Annotated in this window: 14 protein-coding genes and 1 riboswitch; of the genes, 2 read left to right on the top strand and 12 right to left on the bottom strand. The window is 71.4% G+C overall.

All coding sequences use genetic code 11. The annotated features are described in order from the left end of the window. Nucleotide 1 precedes the first annotated feature (1 nt). The 8 genes from PGH47_RS05300 to PGH47_RS05335 all read right to left on the bottom strand — a co-directional run bounded on the left by PGH47_RS05300 (nucleotide 2) and on the right by PGH47_RS05335 (nucleotide 13997). Complete coding sequence (locus PGH47_RS05300; protein WP_271662467.1) at nucleotides 2–6673, bottom strand: eCIS core domain-containing protein; 6672 nt, start codon at nucleotides 6671–6673, stop codon at nucleotides 2–4. Further along, nucleotides 6670–7008, bottom strand: coding sequence for a hypothetical protein (locus PGH47_RS05305; protein ID WP_271662468.1), 339 nt, complete (start codon nucleotides 7006–7008; stop codon nucleotides 6670–6672). Before PGH47_RS05305 ends, PGH47_RS05300 begins: the two co-directional genes overlap by 4 nt. Further along, nucleotides 6999–8984 (bottom strand): ATP-binding protein, encoded by a 1986-nt coding sequence (locus PGH47_RS05310; RefSeq protein ID WP_271662469.1) that lies wholly within the window; start codon nucleotides 8982–8984, stop codon nucleotides 6999–7001. The genes PGH47_RS05305 and PGH47_RS05310 overlap by 10 nt, the downstream gene beginning before the upstream one ends. A gap of 33 nt (nucleotides 8985–9017) precedes the next feature. Further along, nucleotides 9018–9971, bottom strand: a complete 954-nt coding sequence (locus PGH47_RS05315) for a DUF4255 domain-containing protein (protein ID WP_271662470.1) — start codon at nucleotides 9969–9971, stop codon at nucleotides 9018–9020. A gap of 111 nt (nucleotides 9972–10082) precedes the next feature. Then, nucleotides 10083–10826 (bottom strand): hypothetical protein, encoded by a 744-nt coding sequence (locus PGH47_RS05320; protein ID WP_271662471.1) that lies wholly within the window; start codon nucleotides 10824–10826, stop codon nucleotides 10083–10085. Then, on the bottom strand, nucleotides 10819–11547 hold the full coding sequence (locus tag PGH47_RS05325) for a T4 family baseplate hub assembly chaperone (protein ID WP_271662472.1): 729 nt from the start codon (nucleotides 11545–11547) through the stop codon (nucleotides 10819–10821). Before PGH47_RS05325 ends, PGH47_RS05320 begins: the two co-directional genes overlap by 8 nt. A 26-nt stretch (nucleotides 11548–11573) precedes the next feature. Further along, nucleotides 11574–12098, bottom strand: coding sequence for a phage tail protein (locus PGH47_RS05330; RefSeq protein WP_004003113.1), 525 nt, complete (start codon nucleotides 12096–12098; stop codon nucleotides 11574–11576). Nucleotides 12099–12131: 33 nt separating this feature from the next. Next, a complete protein-coding gene (locus PGH47_RS05335; protein WP_271662473.1) occupies nucleotides 12132–13997 on the bottom strand; it encodes a phage tail sheath subtilisin-like domain-containing protein in 1866 nt (621 codons plus the stop codon). A 616-nt stretch (nucleotides 13998–14613) separates the two neighbouring features. On the opposite strand from PGH47_RS05335, the gene PGH47_RS05340 reads away from it, so the two are divergent. After that, complete coding sequence (locus tag PGH47_RS05340; RefSeq protein WP_271662474.1) at nucleotides 14614–15672, top strand: NAD-dependent epimerase/dehydratase family protein; 1059 nt, start codon at nucleotides 14614–14616, stop codon at nucleotides 15670–15672. Nucleotides 15673–15813: 141 nt separating this feature from the next. Then, a riboswitch (cyclic di-AMP (ydaO/yuaA leader) is annotated at nucleotides 15814–15988 on the top strand. Between the two features lie 8 nt (nucleotides 15989–15996). Further along, nucleotides 15997–17556, top strand: a complete 1560-nt coding sequence (locus PGH47_RS05345) for a C40 family peptidase (protein ID WP_271662475.1) — start codon at nucleotides 15997–15999, stop codon at nucleotides 17554–17556. Nucleotides 17557–17759: 203 nt separating this feature from the next. Here the strand turns inward: PGH47_RS05345 and PGH47_RS05350 are convergent, their stop codons facing one another. From PGH47_RS05350 to PGH47_RS05365, 4 genes are all read right to left on the bottom strand, one after another. After that, nucleotides 17760–18986, bottom strand: coding sequence for a cytochrome P450 (locus tag PGH47_RS05350; protein ID WP_271662476.1), 1227 nt, complete (start codon nucleotides 18984–18986; stop codon nucleotides 17760–17762). 107 nt (nucleotides 18987–19093) lie between these two features. Further along, entirely contained in the window at nucleotides 19094–20047 is a 954-nt protein-coding gene (locus PGH47_RS05355; RefSeq protein ID WP_271662477.1) for an MvdC/MvdD family ATP grasp protein, read from the bottom strand. A gap of 14 nt (nucleotides 20048–20061) precedes the next feature. Further along, entirely contained in the window at nucleotides 20062–20253 is a 192-nt protein-coding gene (gene tgmA, locus PGH47_RS05360; protein WP_107911840.1) for a putative ATP-grasp-modified RiPP, read from the bottom strand. Between the two features lie 208 nt (nucleotides 20254–20461). Next, nucleotides 20462–21655 (bottom strand): esterase-like activity of phytase family protein, encoded by a 1194-nt coding sequence (locus tag PGH47_RS05365; RefSeq protein ID WP_271662478.1) that lies wholly within the window; start codon nucleotides 21653–21655, stop codon nucleotides 20462–20464. Between the last annotated feature and the right edge of the window lie 37 nt (nucleotides 21656–21692).

Genomic DNA, 21692 nt, shown 5'->3' on the forward strand with positions numbered 1-21692 from the left:
CCTAGAAGGTCAGCCATTTGTTCTTGGCGGCCCTCCTGAGCCTCCTGATGGCTTCCGTCTTATTCTTGTGACTGCCCCCGGTAAGCGTCTCATCCTTTTCGCCGGAGTAGAGGTGTTCATCCTTCTTGAGGGCCTTCGCCAAAGCCGTCATGTTGTCGAACGTCCTGGTTTTTCGCAGACCCACTATTCGCTCAGCGAAGTACATACTGATGCCCGTCGCCCTCCGGAGGGCATGCACGTCATCGCGATTCACATCAGCGGTATGTGGCGCATAGTCATGCTCCTCAGGTGGCGGCATGAAATTGCGCGGCCAGGTCACTGTGGCCGGATCCCGCTTCCAGTGGCTGCCGGTATAGCTGTATCCACCCCACATGACCTTTATGGAGCTCGGAAATCCGGGGAACTTATCATCACTGTAGTAGGAGACGTTGACGTCGTACCAAATCATGTTGTTGAGCTTCCCCTTCCACTTTGATTTCCGCACCTCCTTACCAAGAGCCCGGGCTGCAGGATGTTCCACGGCAATGGCGGCTTCTTTGTTTTGCGCCCCGCGTGCGGGAACCAGGTTGGAGGTTGTTGCGTCGCCTCCCAGCGGGGCAGGAAGCAGGTGCATGCGTACCCATTTGCCGCCCGCGCTGTACGGCTTTCCATCCGGGCCGCGCTCGTCGGCCACCATCTCCCACCCCACGGGCAGAGCGTCCAGCGCATCTTCCGCTTCCGTCCCCCTCTTAAGGGGTTCATGAATGTGGTGCGCCTTAAAACTCGGCGCCTTCACAGGGCCATTCGTGAACGGTGGAAGTTTCGTGGGTGGCAGAGCAGGTGCGGTCTCTCCCGGGGGCCTTCGGTAATCGATGCGGTCCGTGCTGCCGGTGTATCCGTTGGTGACAGGTTGGCTCGGGTTCAGGCGTGCCGTGATGCCGAAGTTCTGATCGTTCGACTTGCTGAGAGCTGTAAGTCGATAGTGGGTACGTAGCCGTTCACGCATGGCTTGATGGTCATCCTGCGCGATCCCGCGGTCCAACTTCGCGTTGATGATGGGCCGAATCCGAGCGACGATCTTGCGGAGTCGGTCGTTCTTCGACTGCTCCGAGTTCTCGTCCTTCTTCTGCCTGTCCTTGTCCGGCCTGGACTTGGGCCGGCCCGGACCGCTCTTGTCGGGCTTGGTCTTGCCAGGACCATGCCGATCCGGCTTCCGCTTGGGCGCACCCGGGCCGTCCTTGTCGGGCTTCTGCGTCGGCTTCGGTTTTCCGGGCGCGTTCCTGTCGTCCTTCGGCCTGGGCTTCACGCCATCCGAGGCTGTGTCGGGCTTGGTCCTGCCCGGATCGCCCTTGTCGCCCTTGGGCTTGCCCGGAGTGTCCTTGCCGTCGTCCTTGGGCCGGTTCGGCTCCTGCTCCCTGGGCTTGTCGGCGCTCCTGCTGTCGTCCTGCGGCTTCGAAGTCCCTGGCGAGTCCTTGTCGTCACCTGGCTTGTGCGGGGCCCTGCCGTCCGCGTCCTGCGGCTTCGTGTCCGGCTTGGGTTCCGGCTTCGGCTTCCTCGGCTTCGGGGCAGGGGTCGGACGGGTGTCCGGCTTGTCGCCCTGGCTCTCGCTCTTCGGCCGGCCGGGCCTGCCCGGGCCCGCAGCCGTGTCCGTTCCCGGCGTCTTCGTGGACGGCTTCTTCGGGTCGGCCTTCGGACCGGGCTTCGCCTTGGGCTTGGTGACCGACCCCGGGCCCCTGCCCGGCTTCGGGAGGACTGAGGTCGGGCGCACCGTCGGTGCCCCGGTTTCCGGCTTGTCGTCCGTCGATGTCCTGTCGTCCCGCCTGCCGCCCTTGTCGTCGGTGCCGCCCGCCGCGGGCTTCTTGCCGTCGCCCTTGCCGTTCTTGCCTCGACCCAGCCTCTCGGCCATGCCCCTGAAGCGTCGGCCCACCTTCGCGACGTACTTGCCGATTCCGCTCAGCAGTGCCTCGTAGGCCAGCTCCAGAAGGGCCACGATGCCCGCCGCGACCGCCTTCGCGAAGAGGATGCCCGCGGCGCCGCTGCGGACGGCCTTGAGCCAGTTGAGGACCGCGCCCATCGCGCGCAGGATCTCGCCGAGTGCGCCGATGGCCGTCTTGATGGCGTCGATGACGGCCATCACCCAGCCGGCGCCCGGGATCAGCTTGGCGATGACCTTGGTGATGACGATCTCACCGATGATGAAGGGAAGTTGGGGGACGATGGCGTCCCAGGTTTCCTTGACGATCTGTTCGAGGGTGATGCCGCCCTTGATCAGTTTGTCGAGGATGGCCCTCGGAACGCCGATGATCTCCTCGATCTTGGACTGGAACCATTCCTTGACGGCCGCCTTGACCTCACGGAAGAGATGGTTCTTCGCGCCGTCCACCGCGGAGTTCTTCGCACCGCTCAGCCAACCGCCCGGGTCGGACAGGAAGTCGACCGCGATGAGCATGAACTCGCCGAGGGCGTTCAGCAGTCCGGCGGCGAAGTCCAGGACCGCCTTCACCGCGTCCACTACGGCCTTGACGACGTCCAGCAGGGCTTTCTTGAGGATCTCCAGGATGCTGCTCAGCAGTTTGCCGATGGAGTCCAGCAGATCGCTGATGGCCTGCTTGAGTGCGGTGGCGAGCCTGTTGACCAGTGCGATCGCCGCATTGATCAGCGAGGTGATCAGGTTCCGGATGCGCTTCGCCAGATCGATGACCGCCCGCACCATCGAGATCGCGAACTCGATCAGATCCTTGATCAGGTTCTTGATCGCGTCGACGATGCTCTTGCGGGCAGCGTTGATCCATCCTTCGACGTTCTTCTTGAAGTCGCGAATGAAGGTGATGACCGCGTCACGCGCCTCGCGGATGACCCTGACGATCGCGTTCTTGATCTCGATGACCTTCTGTTTCAGCCAGTCGAAGGCCTTCGAGAGCCAGTTGCCCGATTCCTGGGCAGCGTTGTTCTTCTGCCGGTCCGCGTCCTTCTCGGCGTTGTCGGCCCTTTCCTTGATCTTCTTGTCGCTGCCCTCCTTCTCGGTGTCGACTTTGTCGTCTGTCTTCTTTTCCTCGTCCTTGACGTCCTGGCGTACCTTTTCCTGCCGGTCGGTCTTCTTGTCGCCGAGGCTCTTGAGTTCCTTGTCCTGCTCCGTGCGCCAGCCCTCGCGCTGGGCGGTGACGTCGGCCATCGCCTTCTCGCGCTCGCCCGCCTGCGTCTCGGTGTTGGCCGCGATCTCGGCGTCAACCTGCTGCTTGTGCTTGGCCTGCGAGTCGCGGAAGTCACGGTCCTTGGCCTGCCGCCCCTCGGACATGCCCTTGTGGCCCTCGCTGAACGCGGCCTGGAACTGCGGCCCGCGCTCGTGCTCCGCCACCTCGGAGGCGGCCTCGGGCGGTACGGCTCCGGTCGCACCCGCGGCCTCGACCCCGGCTCCCTCGCCGCCGCTCCCCTGCCCGGGGATCTTCGCGGCCATGTGCTCCTTGGGAGCGTTGGGATAGACCTGGTCCTCGCCCATCCCGCGGCCGGCGTCGTCCTGCGCCGTCCCCATGGTCTCCTGACCCTTGGCGTCGACGTTGCTGCCCTGTTCACCGGACGCCTGCTCGGCGCCACCCTGCATCTCGACGCCCGGCGCGTTACCCGCCTGGGCCTGCTTCAGCGCCTCGTCCTTCGTCGGCAGACCGGCGAACTTCGCAGCCAGCTCCTGCGGGTCCACCACGGGTTCGTCGGCGCCGAAGAGGCTCGCGACCCCGTTCACGATCTTGCCGCCGATGAAGCCCAGGGCCATCTTGAAGGTGTCCCAGCCGCCCGGCTCCTCGGCCTTCTCCGCCTCGATCTGGCCTTCGGGCTCCTTCTCCCCGGTTACCTCGGCGTTCTCCTGGTCCGGTTCCTTGGCCTGCTGGGCCGGATCCTGCGCGTACTCGGCCGGGGCGTCCGTCTTCGGCTTGCCTTCGAGCGTGCGAGGCGCGCCCGCGGGTCGCTGCATGGACGGCGGTGCGGAGGCGAGCGTCTGGTGTTCGTCGCCGACCGTTCGGCCCACGGCGCCGCCCACGCCGCCCATGGCCTGAAGTGCCTTGTGCGGCTTGAGTTTCGAAGCCGTGGACAGGCCCGCCTCCGGGGAGAGGCCCGAGAGGTTCGGCGCCGGGCCGGAGTCCTTCTTGCCCTTTCCGCGGGCGGGGGCGGCAGCCCCACCGCCTCCGCCACCGGAGCCCGAGGATCCGCCGGACGGTGCCGCCTTGGGCGCGGGCGCGCTCTCCGGTGCGCCCTTCTCCTCGGGAGCTGTCCTCGGCGCAGGTGCCGGAACGGACTCCTGGGCGGCCGGTGCCGACTTGGGCGCCGCAGCCGGGGTCTGCGTACGCGTCGCCGGAGCCGCTGCACGAGCACCGGACTCCGGCGCGCTCTCCTCGGTCGTACCGCCGGACGGGGCGGCCTCCGGGGCGCCTGCGGTGCCACCGGGCACACCAGGGCCGCCGACGCCACCGGTGCCACCGGCGCTGCTCGTGCCTCCAGCGGCACCGGCCGTGTCCTGTGCGGCCTCCGAGCCCGCACCGCTCGCCGACTCCTTCGCGCCCGCTCCAGCCCCGGCCTCGGTCGGCGCTGACCTGCCGCCCGTGGCCTGCTGCGACTCCTTCTCCGGCGCTGCCGCGGCCTTGTCACCGGCCGCCGCCGTGCCCTTCTCCTCCTTGGCCGCCGGCTCCTTGGCCTCACTGCCGCCCTCGGACTTCGCGCCCGCCTTGCCGGGCGCCTCCTGAACCGTCGTCTGCGCCGCGACCGCCCCGACCTTGGGGTCGTCGCCCGCCTTCGGGTCCCGGTTCGCCGCACTCGTCACGGGCGGTGCCGCGGCCTGTTCCAGGGCGAGGCCGCCGAAACCGCCGTCGCCCCGCGGCCCGCCCTCTGTCTCCGGCGCCGACGACGAACCGGTGTCCTCGGCCAGGGTCTCCTCCTCGGGCTCAGCCTCCGCCGCCTCGTCCTCGGCGTCCTCCGCGTCCCGCTGTGCCTGCACCTCGTCGGCCCTGGTCGGCGGGGGCGTCGCGAAGGACGGGACGGACGGGGTGGCGGACGACGACGGGTCCGACTCGTCCGCCGTCGGCACACCGGAGGTGTCGAGGTCCTGCGTCGGCAGGAAGTCCTCGGGCTGGAGCTTGACGTCCCAGGCGCTCGGCTCCGCGCCGCCGACCTCGACCTCCGAGTCGCCCCCAGAGCCGACGGAGCCGTCCTCCGTCTCCTCCTCCAGACCCTCGACGTCCTGGTTCCGCTTCCCTTCCAGCGTGCTGGACCTGCCCGCGAGCTGGGTGTCCTTGCCGGAGGTGGTCGGCGAGCTCTTGGGCTGGTCCTGGCCCCGCTTGTCCTGCTGCCTGAGCTGCCGGCCCGCCACCATCGCCTCGGCCGCGCCCGCGCGGTTCCTCGCCGCGGACTCCTCCTTGCTCGCGGCGGGCGTCTCCTTCCGTTCGGTGGCTTCCTTGCCGGCGCCGTCCTTGCCGGTTTTCGCCTTGCCCCCTGCCGCGGCCTGGGGTTTCTGCCCACCGCCCTGCGACTTCCCCTCGGAGGCCGAACCGGACGAGGACTGGCCCCCAGGAGATGCGGACCCGGCCGACCCGCTCTTCCCGGCCTCCGCCCCAGCGGACCGCGAGGCCCCCGCCGACCCCACAGATCCCGCAGATCCCGCGCCGGGCGACTGCGGCCCCCGCGGCGCACCGCCTCCTTCCGGAGTCGTCCCGTGCTCCGCCGTACCACCGTTGCGCGGAGTGCTGCCGGCCGCCCCCTCCTCGTCGGCCTGCTCCTTCTCCGGCCCCGGCGCGAGCGCAGGGCGCTCTTCCTCCGTCTTGCGCTCCTGCGCGGCCCGCCACTCCTCCTCGCGCTCGGTGCGCACCTCTTCCGCGACGTCCGGCTCGACCTGGGGTGCATCGTGCGCGTTGCGTTCCAGGGCTTCGGCGTGGTCGTCGTACGCCTCGACCTCGTCGACGAAGTCGAGCACCCGGTCGTGCTCGGGGGCGAGCAGCCGGTTCTCGAGCCGGACGAGTACGCCGTCGAGCAACTGCTCGGGCAGTCGCGCGAGTTGCTTGCGGGTGCGGTGGGACAGGTCCTCGGGGTCGCCGCGCAGGGAACGCACCACCCCGTTCGCGATCCGGTCGACGAGCGTCGCCGGGTCCATCGCCTCGGCCCGGTTCCGGTCCGCGTCCACCGTGGCGTACCGCAGCCACCCGGGCGTCGCCTGGTCCTGCTCGACGTCCGCCGTCTCCGGCCCGGCCTCCGGCTCACGGACGACGTCCCGCGCCGCTGCCTCCGCCTCCCGCTCGATCGCCTGCTGCGGCAGACTCACCGCCCCCGGTTCGCGACCCGCGCGCAGCGTGCCGAGACCGTGCGGGTTCTGCACGGTGTGCAGGAGTTCGTGGGCGAGGAGGCGACGTCCCTCGTCCGTGCCCGGCTTGAAGGTGCCCTCCGCGAAGAAGACGTCCTGGCCCACGGCCACCGCGTCCGCGCCCAGCAGTTCGGTCAGCTGCCCCGCGTCGCGACCCGTGTGCAGGCGGACGCGGCTCAGGTCGTGGCCGAGGCGTTCCTCCAGCTCCCGGCGTACCCCGGGGTCCAGCGGCTGGCCCGCGCCGCTGACGATGTCCTTCGGTTCCGGCGTGCGGGACTTGGCCGCGCGCTCCTGGCGCTTGCGGCGGCGCTGTTCCGCGGACTGTTCGGCGTGGCCGTCCTGGGTCCGGGAGCTCATCGGGTCACCTCCCCGTGGCCGCTGAGCCCTTCGTGCACCACGCGGGCCAGTTCCTGGCCGAGGCGGCGGGCGGTCAGGCCGGCGGGCAGCGGCGGGAGGTCGGTCAGGACGTCGACGGCGACGGCGCCGCTCGCCGCGAGCGGAACTCCGTGGGCCTCGATCAGCCTTGTCAGCTCGCGTTCGAAGGCGACCGACACCCGTTCCGGATCCACGGCGAAGCCGTTCAGGGCGAGTTCGCCGATCTCGACGCGGATCGCCCGAGGCTGGACTGGGATTTCCCGCGGCTCGACTCGAATCCCCCGCGGCTCGTCGCGCTGCGAGCCGTTCACACCCATCCCCGCACCTCCCCCGGAGTCAGCGAGCGCTCCAGCTTCTGGTACTCCGTGCGGGCCGCCGCCAGCATGTGGCGCATCTGGAGGCGGTCGCCCTCCTCGGCCGCCAGGAACGCCCCGGACAGCGCGATGTTGCGGATCGAGCCGCCCGCGACGGTGAGCTGGGCGAGCAGGTCCGCGTCGATGCCCTTGACCGGGGCCTGCGAGGGCAGCACCCGGCGCCAGATCTCGGCGCGCTCGTGCTCGGCGGGGAAGGGGAAGTCGACGACGAAGCGGATGCGGCGCAGGAAGGCCGTGTCGAGGGCCTTCTTCATGTTGGTGGTGAGGATGGCGAGGCCGCGGTAGGACTCCATCCGCATCAGGAGGTAGCTGACCTCCAGGTTGGCGTACCGGTCGTGGCTGTCCTTGACCTCGCTGCGCTTGCCGAACAGTGCGTCGGCCTCGTCGAACAGCAGCAGCGCGCCGCCGCGTTCGGCGGCGTCGAAGACCCGGCGGAGGTTCTTCTCCGTCTCGCCGATGTACTTGCTGACGACCTGGGAGAGGTCGACGATGAAGAGGTCCAGGCCGAGTTCCTTCGCCATGACCTCCGCGGCCAGCGTCTTGCCGGTGCCGGAGCCGCCCGCGAAGAGGGCCGTGACGCCGAGGCCGCGCCGCAGGGTGCCGGCGAACCCCCATTCCTGGTGGACGGTCGCGCGCTGGCGGACATGGGCGACGATCTCCCGCAGGACGCCGGTCTGCCGGTCGTGGAGGACCAGGTCGCCCCAGGCCGCCTGCGGTTCGATACGGCGGCCCAGCTCGTCCATGCCGATCCGGGCCTCCTCCAGACCCGCCCGCCAGGCGAGTTGGGCGGCGTCGAGGTCCTCGTAGGGCAGCCGGCGGCGTACGGTCGCGGCGGCGGACCTGATGACGTGCGGCGGGAGCTGGAACTGGGCGACCAGGGAGCGGAGTTCGATGTCGTCCAGGTCGGCGATCGGATGCATCGCCCGGCCCCACAGCTCCACCTGCTCCTCGTCGTCGAGGCGCGGTACCGCCACCCGGGCGCCGTGCGGGCGGTCCGTGCGCAGCGGGTCCTCGCTGGACACGACGACCGGTACGGCCGCTCCGGCGAGGAACGCCTCCGTCGCCGCCCGCTGGTCGCGGTCCAGGTCGCCGACCTCGAGGAGCAGCGCGGACGGCAGCAGGATCGCCTCGCGCTGCCAGAGCCGTGCCAGCCGGTCGCGTTCGGCGGGGTCGGTGGGCATGTCCTCGGCGCCCATCGCGTACAGGCCGAGCCCGGAGCGGGCGGCCGCCGCGGCGGCTATCTCGGCGCGGCTGCGCAGGTCACCGCCGGTCACCTCGACGAGCAGCGGCGCGTCGGGGCTCGCCCCGGTCGTCCAGCCCTCGGCGACGCGGCTCGCGGCCAGGTCGTACGACGGCGGCAGTTGCTCCGGCACCGAGGTGCGGCGCAGGCGGCCGTGCAGACGGGCGTCGAGGTAGGGCGAGCCCAGCAGGAAGTGCAGGATCCGCTCGTCCAGGCGAAGGCGGGAGGTCGTCAGCCGGGACTCGTCGTCCAGTTCCGCGATCCTCCAGCGCCGCAGCGGGGCGACGGGTGTGAGCGCGCTCCAGTGCGGGTCCGCGAGGGCGGCAAGGGCGAGCGAGAACGTCGGGTGGGCCCGTTGCGGGTCACCGCAGGCGGCGGCACAACGCGCGGCGGTCGTGGGGTCGAGTTCGTCGGCGGCGGCGAGGAGGATCACGTCGCGTTCGAAGGAGGTGAGCCCGAAGCAGGTGACGAGGGCGTCGAGCGGGGCGGTGCCCGGTGCCGCCGGGGGCGTCGGGCTCGCGGTGGTCTCCGGGACTGCTGCCTCGCCGACGTCGGCGGCCTGGGCGTGGGCGTCGACGCGGGCGAGGACGCGGCGGATCTCCTCGATCAGGTTCGCGCCCACGTCGTGGCCGCCCGTCGTACGCGAAGTGGCCGCCGTGCCCGGCTCGTTCGTCCCCATGCCCTCACCTGCCCCCGTCGTTCCCATGCCGTGTCAGTTCTCGGTGCCTTCGGCTCCGCCGTCCGGCGCCGCGCCACCCGCCTTGCCGGATCTGCCGGTCCGGGTGGTGGCCGCCTTGCGCCCGCGTGCGGGGGCCTTGGCGGGTGCCTTCGCGGGCGTCTTGGCCGGTGCCGACGCGGCGGTCCTGACCGGTGGCGTCGCCGCGCTCCTGGCCGGTGCCGTCGCCGCCGTCTTCGCGGGCGCCTTGCCCTTGGCCGCGTCCTTGGCGACGGCCTCGCCGGGCGCCTGCCCCTGCCGGGCGTCAGCCGCCCCGATCGCCGAGCCATTGACTGACGTGCCGTCATCAGTCCCCGTCCCGGGCGGAACCGGTGCCCCCGGCGCCCCGAACGGCAGCACCCGTACCTCCGGCCGCTCGACCGGCTTGGCCGGCACCGGCTGCTCCCGGCCGTCGATGAGGATCAGGGTGGCCTGGTAGACCACGGACAGCGCGTAAGGCGTCTGGTGGAGCATCCCCCACAACTTCGACGTCTCGTCGATGTCCATCACCGTGGGCGTGAGGCGCACCCGCTGGGTCGCCTCCGCGAGGTCGCTGCCCACCAGGTGCGGGAGATGACCGGTCTCCTCGATGACGTCCTTCGGCAGCACCGGGATCTCGTGCAGGGTCCGCACGACGGAGCCGATCAACCGCTGTCCGACCAGGGTCGTCTCGTCGCCGTACGCGCTGATGACGTAGTGCAGGTCCAGCGCGGCCGCCGGCCGTTTCACCAGCGTGCCGTCGGACGCCCGGGTCGGCAGGTCGTTGTTGCGCAGCGAGGTGTTGGGGGTGACCTGGTACAGGAAGACGTTGATGGTGGGGTAGTCCGGCGGTTCCGTAGGTGGCTTGTGCGGTTCCACCTTCACGGCCTCGTCGAACTCCGGGCCCACGTTGGACGCGAGCAGCAGGGCGAGGGCCTGGGTGACATGGGCGATGGCGAGAGCGTTGCTCATGGCGTCGGTTCCTCGGTTCCTCGGTCCGTCACGTCGTCCTGCCGGCCGCGCCGCGTGCCTTCGGTCTCCCGGCCGCGCCGCATGCCCTGGTCCTGTCGAAGCGGTTCCATGTCACTCCCGCCCTCGTGCCAGGTAGTCGGCAAGGCTCAGGGTCGCGCCCTGGCGCCCCGCCGACGGCGTCCGCTGCCGTGCGTCGCCGGCCGGCGACGGTCCCGCCGTCACCTCCAGCCGCCCGATCTGCACCTGCACGACCTGCTCGGGCGCCCGCCCGGGACGCCGGGCGGCGGCCTGCCTTACGGCGTCGCGTGCCGCCGCCGTGTCCGCGGCGCCGGGCCGCGGTGGGGTGGACACGGCGGCGGGGGAAGCGGCGTCCGTACCCGGGGGGATGGGTACGGCCGCCGCGCTCCGGGCGGAGCCCCGCTCCGGACGGCCCCGGCCCGGCGCCCGCGCGGCGTCGGGTGCCGGCCGGGAGCCGGGTGCGACCGGTGCGACGGGACGCAGCAGCGGCGTGTCGGGCAGGGCCCGGGCGGCGGGCCGCGGTGCCGGGTCGGCCGGGGCGCGTTCGGTGTGTACGACCGTCCGCTCCCGTTCCGTGTGCGTCCGGGCCGCGGGTGCTGCCGGGCGCGGCGCTTCCCCGGGTCGGACGGCCGCCGGTGTGGTGGAGGGCCACAGCAGGCCGGAGCCCTCGTCCTCCTCCGGCGCGGCGCTCCGTACCGCCTCGACCCGCTCGAACGGGCCGGGCAGCCGGGGGCGTACCCGCACCACGTCCGGGCGAGGACCGGTGGCGGCCGGGGTGTGCCGGGCGATCAGCCGGTCGAGGAAGTCGGGCACCGGCGCCCCGTCGGCGTCAGACATCCGCACACAGCTCCAGGTAGTAGCGGCGCCGCAGCGGGCTGAGCGCCAGGATCTCCGGCTCGCTCCAGCCGTACGACGTGGCGAGCAGATGGACGTCGAGCAGCAGGTCCCTTGCCCAGGCGTCCAGTTCGGTCCACAGGTAGGAGGCGATGTCCAGCTCGGCCCGGGTCGCCGCCCCGCATTCGGGGCAGGCGATGTTGAGCGTCACGTCGGCCCCCGGGTCGGCGGCCTCCACGGCCTCGGCGATCCGGCGCTGCACCGGGGCGGGCAGCTCACCCGCGGCCACGTCCGCCCCGTCGCGGGCCGCCGAGACGAGGCAGCGCGCGAGCAGGGCGGCGCGTGGGTCGGCGGAGCGGGCCGCGGCCGTCAGGTCGGCGACCCCGGGCAGCCGGAACCGCACGTCCCAGCCGTCCTGTTCGACCCGCACGATCGAGGCGTCCGGCCCGATCGGCGAGCGGGCGAACTCCCCTGCGTCAAGGTCGAACTCCATGTCCGCGCCGCAGGCGGCGCAGCCCAGCCGCACCTGCATCCGCTCCCCGAACAGGGCGCGGCGCAGCGCGAACAGGTCGGCCTCGCGCTCCCCCACCGGCAGCACCGGCAGGGCCGTCGCGTCGACGTCCGGGCGTGCCGTGCGGTGCAGCAGCAGGGCGCGCCCCGTCGGCGCCTCGGCGAGGCCCGCCTCCCAGGTGGCCAGCAGTTCGGCCGCCCCGGTGATCGCCATCTCGTCCCCCCTCGACTACCCGCCGGTCAAGCGGGGTTGAGGAACGACGGCTCCTCCGGCTCGGGCACCTCGTAGTCCCGCTCCCAGCCCTCGCACTCGAGCTTCAGCGACTGGATGGCCACCGCGTTGGCGTTGGCGTCCAGCTCGCCGAGGACCTGGTACTCGCTCGGCCAGGTCCGGTACAGCTTGTGCGAGACGGCGACCTGGCCGGCCTCGTTGAGGACCTGGATGACGATGTCCTTGCGGAAGTCCGCGAGGGACACCTCGGAGCCGAGGCCCGCGCCGACCTGCCAGACCTTGTTGGCCCAGCGGTCGAACTCGGGGTCGTGGGTGACGCCGCGCTCCAGGGTGATGCCCTCGAACTCGGAGCGGCCCGGCGACTTGCGGGGCGACGACGGGTCGCCTCCGTGCCGGTGCTTGACGACTTCCGTGGTCCGCTTCAGCGGACTGATCTTGCTGATGCCGGCGACCGTGCGACCGTCCCACAGGACCAGGAACTTGAAGTTCTTGTAGGGGTCGAAGCGATGCGCGTTGACCGTGAACTCAGCCATCGGATTCCTTCAGTTCTCCACGATTCCCCGCGCCTAGAGCGCGAACTGCCCGGACGTCTGCTGGATTTTGACGATCACGAACTCCGCCGGCCGGACCGGTGCGATGCCGACTAGGACGTTGACGATGCCGTTCTCGATGTCCTCGGCGGTCGTCGTGTCGCCGTCGCACTTGACGAAGTACGCCTCGCGCGGGGTGCCGCCCTTGAAGGCGCCCTGACGGAAGAGGGTGTGCAGGTACGAGGAGGCGGCGAGCCGGATCTGCTGCCACAGGTTCTCGTCGTTGGGCTCGAACACGACCCACTGCAGGCCGCGCTGGAGGCTCTCCTCGACGTGCAGCGCGAGCCTGCGCACCGGCACGTACTTCCACTCGCTGTCGAGCGCGTCGGAGCCCTCCAGGGTGCGCGCGCCCCAGACGACCGGGCCGTTGACCGGGAAGGTCCGCAGGCAGTTGACGCCGAGCGGGTTGAGCAGGCCGGTCTCGCGGTCGGTCAGGTTGACGGTCAGCGAGTGCACGCCCGCGAGCCGCGCCTCGGTGCCGGCCGGGGCCTTCCACACGCCGCGCTCGGAGTCGGTCCGGGCGATGACGCCGGCGACCGCGCCGGACGGCGGGAAGGACCGCAGCCGGCCTGTGAGCGGGTCGGTGAGCTGGAGGTGCGGGAAGTACAGGCCCGCGTGGTTGCCGCGCACGGCGTCGAAGGCGGCGAGCCCGGCACGTGCGCTGTCGACGCCGACCCAGGTGCTGGGCGCGTCGACGAGCAGGAAGATCCGGCGCTCGGCGCACAGCCGCTGGGCGGCCGAGATGACGGTGAGGGCGTCCTCGGTCTTCTCGTACGCCGCGAGCTCGGGCAGCGCCAGCAGGTTGACGTCGGCGACGCCGCGCAGCGCCTGGATGCCGGTCTTGTCGCCCTCGGAGCCGATCAGGTCGCGCGGTCCCGGTGCCTCGCCGTCCTCGCCGCCCTCCAGCGGGAAGACCGGAGGATTGACGGAGGCCTCCAGGCCGAGGTCGTTGGCGCACTCGCCGAGGAAGCGGACGACGTCCTCGGGGTCGGTGGAGCCCGCGACGACCTGGACACGGCGGCCGAAGGCGGTGACCTCGGCGCCGGCGAAGGCGTGCTTGCCGGGCGCGTCGGGCAGGGCGCGCAGCTTGCGCTCGAGGAGCAGCGCCAACTCGGCCACGCTGCACGGGGCTTCGCCGTCGCAGTCGGGGTCGTAGAGCGTGAACTCGCGCTCCACCTCGCCGATCTTGACCGTCAGGTCGACGGCGAGGTTCGGGAGTTCGTCGCCGAAGGGCTTGGAGACGGTGCCGGACGGGTCGGGGCGGCCCTCGCCGACGACCTCGCCGCGGATCAGCTTGGAGCCGGCGTTGATCACGGTCTGCGCGTAGCGGCCGTGGCCTGTGTCCATGGACAGGCCGGTGAAGCTCTCGCGGGCGTCGCCCTTGGCGTCGTAGACCCTCAGGTTGAAGGTTTCGTCGGGGCACGGGGTGTCGTGGTCGACGGCGACGCGCAGGCCGTTGCCCCAGACGCCGGGCTCCTTGGCGTGCACTTCGAGGACCGGGCCCTCGCTGTGGCCCTCTGTGGACTTGAGGGTGACGCAGGCGGCCTTGCCGCTGCCCGCCTTGGCGACTCGGACGATCACCGCCACGGTGCCGCCGTTGCCGAAGAACTGGTGGACCGCGTAGCCGACGGCGCTCTGTGCGCTCAGACCGCCGAAGCGGCGCTCGAACTCCGTGAAGCTGGTGACGCGTACCGGCTCGTTGAGCGGACCTCGTCGGGTGTGGCCCACAAAGGCGGTCACGGACGTGGTCAGGGTCGAGATCGTACGGGTGCTGCTGGGAAGCTCTTCGACGTAGACGCCGGGATACGTCGGCCTTGCGGCGCTCACCGCGCTCATCGGCATTCCCCCTCCTTCTTATCCCTGTCTCGGGCACCGGGACGAAGGCACCAAGAGATGGCAGAGGGAGTCGTGCCGGACGGGTGCGCGATCGGCCCCCGCGGGTCGACGGCGACGGCTGCGCACACCGCATCAGTTCCCCCGTCAGACCCCGGACTTGTCGGCCGTCCGGGCCAAGCAATGCGCTTGTGACTCCTGATGCTCAAGTGCTCAATCCACCTTGATGCGTGGGAAGTTGACGGAACAAGGCACCTTCCGGCCACCGCACGAGGGGGTTTGGTGAAGGCGGCCTCCCGGCATCCGCACACCATGCCTGCGCGCCCCGGCCAGGTGGTTCACAGATCCTGCACAGCGGGTCCCGCGACGGGACGCCGACCGGGGTCCGGCGCACGCCGGAGGCCCCTCGCTCCCGCCGTTCGGCTGGTCGCACGTACGTGCGACCTCCCCGAGTCGCACACATCCCTCCTTGGCCGGTTTTCCGGGGGTGACGCGATCCGGCCCGTCAACCTCGCCTCCAGGGGCCGCCCCTTACCGCGCCCACCCGGATACGCACCGTGTCCGCCGCGCCGGTGACGGGGCGCCATAAGGTGACCCCCGACCGCGGGACGTGAGGGGTGAGGGCGTGGGCTCGGACGGTTCGGCAGCCGTGTTGGTGACCGGCGGCAGCGGGTTCGTCGGCAGTCATCTGGTGCACCGGCTCCTGGAGCGCGGTCACAGCGTCCACGCCACCGTGCGCAGCACGGCCGCGACGGCCAAGGTGCGGCCGCTGCGGGAGATGCAGGACGCGCACCCCGGCCGGCTGTCCCTGTTCGAGGCGGACCTGTTGACCGAGGGCGCCTTCGACGAGGCGATGACCGGCTGCCGGACGGTGTTCCATGTGGCGTCGCCGTTCCGCATGCCGGAGAAGATCAAGGACGGCCGACGGGAGATGGTGGACCCGGCCCTGCTCGGCACCCGCAATGTGCTGGCGGCCGTCGAGCGGACGCCCACGGTCGAGCGGCTCGTGCTCACCTCCACCGTGGGCACGATCTTCGGGGACTACGCGGACGTCCTGAAGATGGACGACGGGGTGCTCTCGGAGCGGTACTTCAACACCACCAGCACGGTGGAGAACAACCCGTACCACTACGCCAAGACGGTCGCGGAGCGCGCCGCCCGGGACGCGGAGTCGGCCCAGGCCCGCTGGCGCCTGGTGTCGGTCAACCCCGGCCTGATCCTGGGCCCTTCCCTGACACCGGCTTCCGAGTCGGGCAGCCTGTTCCTGCTCCAGGAGCTGTTCAAGGGCTACTTCTTCTACGGCGCCCCGGACTTCAGCTTCACCACGGCGGACGTGCGTGATGTGGCCGACGCGCACATCGCGGCCGCCGAGAACCCGGACGCCGAGGGCCGCTACATCGTCGCCGCCGAGACCATGACGTCGTTCCACGAGATGTCCCGCATCCTGCGGACCCGCCACCCCCGCGACCTCCGGCTACCGCGCACCGCGCTCCCGCACTGGCCGGTACGGATCCTCGGCCCCGCCTTCGGCCTGACGCAGGATTACATCCGAAAACACCTCGGCATCCGGTTCCGCGTCGACAACAGCCGCAGCGTGAACGAACTGGGCATCGGCTACCGCCCGATCGAGCAGACGGTGCTGGATCACTACGAAGCGTGGCGGCACCGACGCACCGCGAAGTGAACTGGGCCGCCGCTCCTCACAAGCGTCGTAGGTCACAAATACGTATCGGACATTTAACGCCTCAACCTTCACGGGAGGCGCACAAGTTGGCTAGGTTACGGATCAGGCCGCACGACGACCTCCGGCGAACCCCGCCGGGACGCGCGGCCTCCGCCGAGTCCGGTGCGCTCAAAGAGGTTCACCGGAGCCGGGGACCCAACCGAACTTGGGGTGAATCGGCCGACTGCCCTTCGGGGCACAGGCCGTAGGGCACACCTTCCGGAGCGAACCGCCCGAACCCGTCAGCTAACTCGGTAGGCGGTTTACGGAAGGAGTACGTCGCCCATGGCGCCGGAAGGCACCGCGCGGCCGGGGGCTCTCAGCCTGCCCGGCATGCGCAACTCCGCACTCGCGTCGGCGGCCCTCACCTCGGTGGCGCTGCTCGGCCAGACGGCGGGCGCCGCTCCCTCGTCCTCGGACGAGGCACCCAGCCGTGAGGAAGTCAGCCGCCGGATCACCTCCCTGTACGACCGGGCCGAGACCGACTCGGGAACCTTCAACGCCACCCGCGCCTCGTCGACCGGGCCGCGCAAGCGGGGCCCCGGGCCGGGGAGCGCCGGGATCCGGGCGAGCGAGGGCAATCACAGCGACCCCGCGCTGGACAACGTCAGCCGGCAGTGGTTCGATGCGGCGCGCGCAAAGCTCGGTCCGACCGTGCCGGCCGCCCTGCCCCGCGACCGGACGCCGGACCGTCCCGTCGAGCGCAGGCCCGCGCGTGCGATGCAGGACCTCTCCCCGGCACGTGAGTCGACGGGGCGCGCGCCGCTCGCGCTGCCGGCCGCGCCGGCAAGGGAGTTGACGTCCGGTCGCGGCACCGGGGCGGCTCCGCTCGCCGAGCTGACCGCCGGTCCCGTCGCCGCTCTCCCGGCCGCGCCCTCGACCTCGGCGGACCTCCGGGCCACCCAGGTCATGCCGGCCGTCCTCGCCCTGCCGGCGGGGACCGGCACGGCTTCCGCAGCCGTCCCGGCCGTCGACGCCGCTGCCGATCCGCAGACGCGGGACTCGCTGCGGACGACCAAGGAGCAGAACCGGCGCAAGCTCGACCGGGCCCGCGAGCTGCTGTCCAGGTACGCCACGGTACAGAGCGCCGCCCCTGCGGCGATCGCAGCGCTGCCCGCCTCCGGCACCTGGGGCACCACGCAGGCCCAGCCCTCCGCGGAGGACCGGTGGCAGGCCCTGCAAGCGCAGTCGGCCGCCGACCTCACCACCGTCCCGCCAGGCGCTTCGGCCCGGCCGCCGGCCGCCCCGGCGACCGACTCCCTCACGACCACCGTCACGGACCCCTACCTCGGCACCCTGACCACAGCCGCGACACCGGCCACCGTCACGGACCCGTACCTCGGAACCGTCACCACGGCCACGCCGCAGACCGCTGCCCCGGACACCATCACGGACCCGTATCTCGGCACCCTCACGGTCGCGCCGTCGCCCGCTCCGGCGGACGTCACGGCGGCCACCGCCACCACCGCCCTCACATCGACGGCATCGCACGACACCCGCGCCACCCGGGCCCTGGAGTTCGCCCGCGCCCAGGTGGGCAAGCCCTGCGTCTGGGGCACGACCGGCCCCGAGGCGTTCGACGGTCCGGGTCTCACCCAGGCCGCCTGGAGGGCCGCCGGCATCACGCTCCCGCGCACGGCCCCGGAGCAGGCGACGGCGGGACAGGGTGTCGACCTGACCCGGCTCGAACTCGGTGACCTGGTCCTCTTCCACGCCGGGCACGTCGGGATCTACTCCGGGAACGGCATGATGATCCACGCCCCGGGACCCGGAGTACTCATACGCGAGGAGTCGATCCAGTACGCCGGAGAGGCCGCGATCCACAGTGCGATACGGCCCGCCTGAGCCGTAGGCCGCCCCGGCCACCACACCGCCACCACCCCGTCTCGTCGAGGCGGGGTGGTGCTGTGTCCCCCGTGGGATCCGCCCTTGGGTATTTCCCGCGCGAGCTCCAGCAGCCGGCGCAGCACGTCGACCTCGTGCACGGCTGTGTCGAGGGCGGCCATCTCGGAGGTGTACGACGGCCGTCCGCTACTGGAAGCGGATGTTCAGGCGGCCTTGAGCGTGAGCGGCAGGGCGCCGAAGCCGCTGAGGAAGTTGGAGTGGACGGGCCTCGCGGGACCCGTCTGCTCCATCTCCGCGACGAGGTCGCGCAGCCCGGCCAGTACGGCACCGAGCTCCGCGCGGGCGAGATGGGCGCCGAGGCAGAAGTGGGGGCCGTAGGCGAAGGTGACGTGCTTGTTGGGGGTGCGGTCCAGCCGCAGCTCGCCCGGGACGTCGAAGGCCAGCTCGTCGTGGTTGGCGGAGGCGTTCCAGACGGTGACGATGTCGCCGGCCCGCACCGGGTGGCCGCCGATCTCGGTGTCGGTGGTCGCGGTGCGCCCGGCGTGCAGTGCCGGCGTCGTCCAGCGCAGGATCTCCTCGACGGCGGTGCCGATGGGAGCGTCGCCGCGTTTGAGGGCCTGCCACTGGCCGGGGTGCTCCAGCAGGGCGAGGGCGGCGCCGACCATGGACAGCCGCGCCGTCTCGTCGCCGCCGAGGATCAGGCTGTAGCAGTTCAGCATGATCTCGTCGTCGTCGAGCGGCAGTCCGTTCACCTCGCTGCCGGCGAGCAGGGCGATGACGTCCGAGTGTCCGCCCTCGCGCCGGTCGCGGGCGAGTTCGGCGAAGTAGAGCAGGATCTCGTTCCTGGCGATCCAGGCGTCCGCCGGTGTGCTGTCTGCGTCGTGCGAGCCCAGTGCGGCGGAGGTCAGGCTCAGCACATGGGTCCGGTCGTGGTCGGGCACGCCCAGCAGGTCGCAGATCGCGGCGAGGGGTATGCGGGCCGCCACGTCGGCGGCGAAGTCGCAGCCGCCCGTGTCCAGCGCCTCCTCCAGCAGCCGCTTCACCGTGCGCCGCACACTCGCGACGATCGGCTCAAGCGCCCTCGGCGAGAACGCCGACATCAGCACACGGCGCAGTCCGGCGTGCTTCTCCCCGTCGGTGACGGGGAGCATGCGCCCGGCCGCGGTGTCGCCGCCGGCGAGCAGGGTCTCCAGGACGTTGCCGCCCTCGGAGGTGAAGCGGGCGCTGTCGCGGTAGACGGCGGTGACGTCGGCGTGCCGGGTCACCACCCAGAAGGCGCGGGCGGTGTCGGTGGCGGGGTTCAGGTGGACCGGCCGGCGCCGTCGCAGGTGGCGCCACACCGCCGACAGGTCGGTCTCGGCGTGCAGCCGCGGATCGGCCAGGTCCAGCGTGCCGAGTTCTTCCGGCGCGATCGTCCGCCGCGTGGTCATCGCGTTCCTCCCGTGGTCCGCCGGTGCGTCGGTCCCGGTGCGCCCATGGCCCGCGGCGGGCTGCCGGGCGCACGTCGGACCGGTGCTCCTCAACGTAGTCCAGGGACTCAACGGCCTTCGCCGGCGCGGCGGTCCGACCTGCGCTGGGACAGCCACAGGGCGACCTCCTCCGCGATCGGCTGCCCGGTCTCCAGCTCCACGAAGCCGAACTGGCCGCCCTGGTTGCACTCCAGGAACCACCAGATGCCGTCCCCGTCCTCAGCGAAGTCGAAGGCGGCGTACGCCAGTCCGGCGAGGGTGACGTACTCGTGCACCGACTTGCCGATGCGGTCGGGGACCGGAACCGGCTCCCAGGCGTGCCCGGTCTCGCCGTAGCGGCCGTCGACCTGGCCGGGTTCGGCCGTCTTGCGCGCGGCGAACAGCCGGTTGCCGACGCAGGTCAGCCGGATGTCGGCGCGCTTGTGCACATACCGCTGGAGCAGCGCGGGCCCGGCCGCGACGGCGGTGAAGTCCGCGTCGGGGCCGATCAGGGTGGTGGGCAGGGTCAGCACGGGGTCGCCGGGCGGCGGACCCGAAGCGGACTTCACCACCACCTCCCGGTGTTCCTCGACGAACTCCCGTGCCAGGCGGGGTGCCGTGGTGAAGACGGTCGGCGGCACCGCGAAGCCGCTCACGTGGGCGACCCTCAGCTGCCAGGGCTTGAGCCGGGCCTGGTCGGCGTTGCGGGGGTGGTTCATCCACCGTGCGGCGGCGGAGTGGAGCATCCCGTACAGCGCCTGCCGGGTCTCGGCGGTCAGCCACGGCGAGGGGTTGGCGGCGTGTGCGGCCGGCTCGCCGGGCCTGCGCACCCAGATGGAGCGCAGGCCGCCCATGCTGAGCACATGCCCGTTGACCGACAGATGACCGTCGAAGTCGCCGTGGGCGTAGTCGGCGGCCAGCACCGCCTTGCCCGGCAGGTCGGCGGGGTCCAGTCGCAGCACGGGCGTCCCCGTCGCGTACAGTCTCGCCACCACCATGTCGGCGGTCACGTCCTCCTCGGACGTCAGGATCAGAACCGTCATGCGCGGCCGGTTCGTCAGTCGTCGAAGTGGGTCGCGGACCCGGCGGTGGACGTCGTCGTGCCGACCGCGAGCAGGAGGTCCGGGTCACTGACGGCGGGGCGGCCGTCGGGCAGCATGTTCAGTTGCCGGGCCGGGTCGAAGTGGTACGGCGTCACCGCCTGAGCGATCCCGCCGGGAAACGCGTACTTGAGGGTGAACGGTTGCACTTTAAACCTCCACTGGTGGCGTTGTCTGAATTACCGTCCCTTACGCACTGCTTGCGTAATGAATTCATCACTTTCGGCCACACCGGGGTGAAGGTCATCACATTGCGCCGCCGCGACTCCGGGCGTATGGACGGCAGTTGAGCACCATCGGGCACATGCGACGGCCGGACCGCTCGCCCCCTGGAACGGTCCGGCCGTGTCACGGCTTTCAGCGGAAGGCGCGCTTGTCCGCGTGCAGCGGGGCCGAGAGCCGGATGGTGATGAGCTCGTTGTCGTCGGCCTTGCCGGCCGTACGGCCCGAGGAGAACGGGAAGTTGTTGTCGTTGAGGACCGCGAGCGTGCGGTCGTCGACGAGGTTCACGTCCTCGATCGTCTGGAACGGGAAGCGGAAGGTCTCCCCGAAGCCGCCGAGCCCCTTGGGGTTCGCGATGTCCAGCAGGTCTGCGACCAGGGTCTTGTCCATCAGGCCGTCGCCGTCGCGGTCGCGGGTGTCGGCCAGGTAGATGCGCTTGAACTTGGCCGTGTCGCCCTGCCCGCCGTCGCGCTCGATGACCAGGAACCGGTGCCGGTCGACGGCGATGGCGTCGCCGATGGCGTTCGCGGTCGACTCCAGGCGGTAGACGTACCGCTTGCCGGTGTACTTGCCCCGGCGCAGATCGAACTCGCTGAACCGCAGTTCACCGGGGGTGTCACCGGTGACCGTGCCCTCCAGGAGCGGGTAGAGGTGACGGCCGTCCACGGAGCGGACGAGGCCCTCGAAGCCCTTGCTGCTCGCTATGTTCGGCTGGGCGCCGTTCAGATACGGGTTCTCCGGCGCCCGCACGCCATCGAGGGCGATCGGGGCCTGGAGCAGACGGCCCTTGGCGGAGAAGTGCAGCAGCCAGGGGCCGAACTCGTCGCCGATCCAGTACGTGCCGTCGGGCATCCGCTGGATCGACTCGACGTCGAAGTCGGCGCCGGTGAGCACCCGGTCGGCCCGCGTCAGCGGGAACGGCACATGGCGGTCCGGGTCGCTCAGGTCGAAGCCGCCGAGCACCTTGACCGTGCCGCCGCGCAGGTCGGGCTCGATGCGGTGGACGCGCAGCAGGAAGTCGGCGCTGTTGCCCTTGTTGCCGTAGCCGTTGTCCGACAGCACGTCGAAGGTGCCGTCACGCCGGTTCACGACACCGCTGAAGCCCTGCACCGGCTGGTGCGCGAAAGGCGCCGCGATCCCGTTGAAAGGGCCCGCGCCGATGGCGGCGCCGGACGGCTCGCTGCCCGGCACGAACGTCTCGGCCGGCAGCGAGGCGAAGCCGGTCAGAGTGGCCCGGCCGAAGTCGGCTCCGCCCGGGTGGGCCGCCGCGGGGACCGCGAGGGCGGCGGTCAGCACCGCGGCACTGACCATGATCGAGATTCTTCTCATGGCGCGCACATTAAGAGCGCCGGGTGACGGGTGTGCC

This window comes from Streptomyces sp. HUAS 31 (genome assembly GCF_028198125.1).
Lineage (GTDB): Bacteria > Actinomycetota > Actinomycetes > Streptomycetales > Streptomycetaceae > Streptomyces > Streptomyces chartreusis.